The organism is Tamlana crocina (assembly GCF_012037625.1).
In genome coordinates, this window is sequence record NZ_JAAVJS010000341.1 from 1 (window position 1) to 407 (window position 407).

Below are 407 nucleotides of genomic sequence, written 5' to 3' on the forward strand. Positions count from 1 at the left end.
GGTACAGCAACGGGATCTATCCTTTCACCTCTGCCCTGCTGCGAAAAGGTTTGGGATTTATACCTTTTTCGCTGGGGGATCTTTTGTACGCTCTGCTGGTGGTCATGTTGATTAGATGGTTTGCTCTTCGGGTGCAGCAGCGGTTCAGAGAGCCAAAGCGTTGGATCATCAACGGGATCGCCGTTCTTTCGCTGGTTTACTTTTGCTTCAATTTGTTCTGGGGATTTAATTATTACCGGCTTCCGTTGCACCAGGCACTCGAAATGGAGGATGATTACACAACAGAAGAGTTGATCAACCTTACCCGGGACCTTATCACAACTTCCAATGACCTACAGTACTCCCTTACTGGAAATGATTCTCTAAAAGTTGAACTTCCGCATTCAAAAAGTGATATTCTGGATCTT

Annotated in this window: 1 protein-coding gene; it reads left to right on the forward strand. The window is 45.7% G+C overall.

What is annotated here, in order from left to right:
• Positions 1-407 (forward strand): DUF3810 family protein (locus HC176_RS17020; RefSeq protein ID WP_167920199.1); only part of this gene is annotated, 407 nt, incomplete at both ends.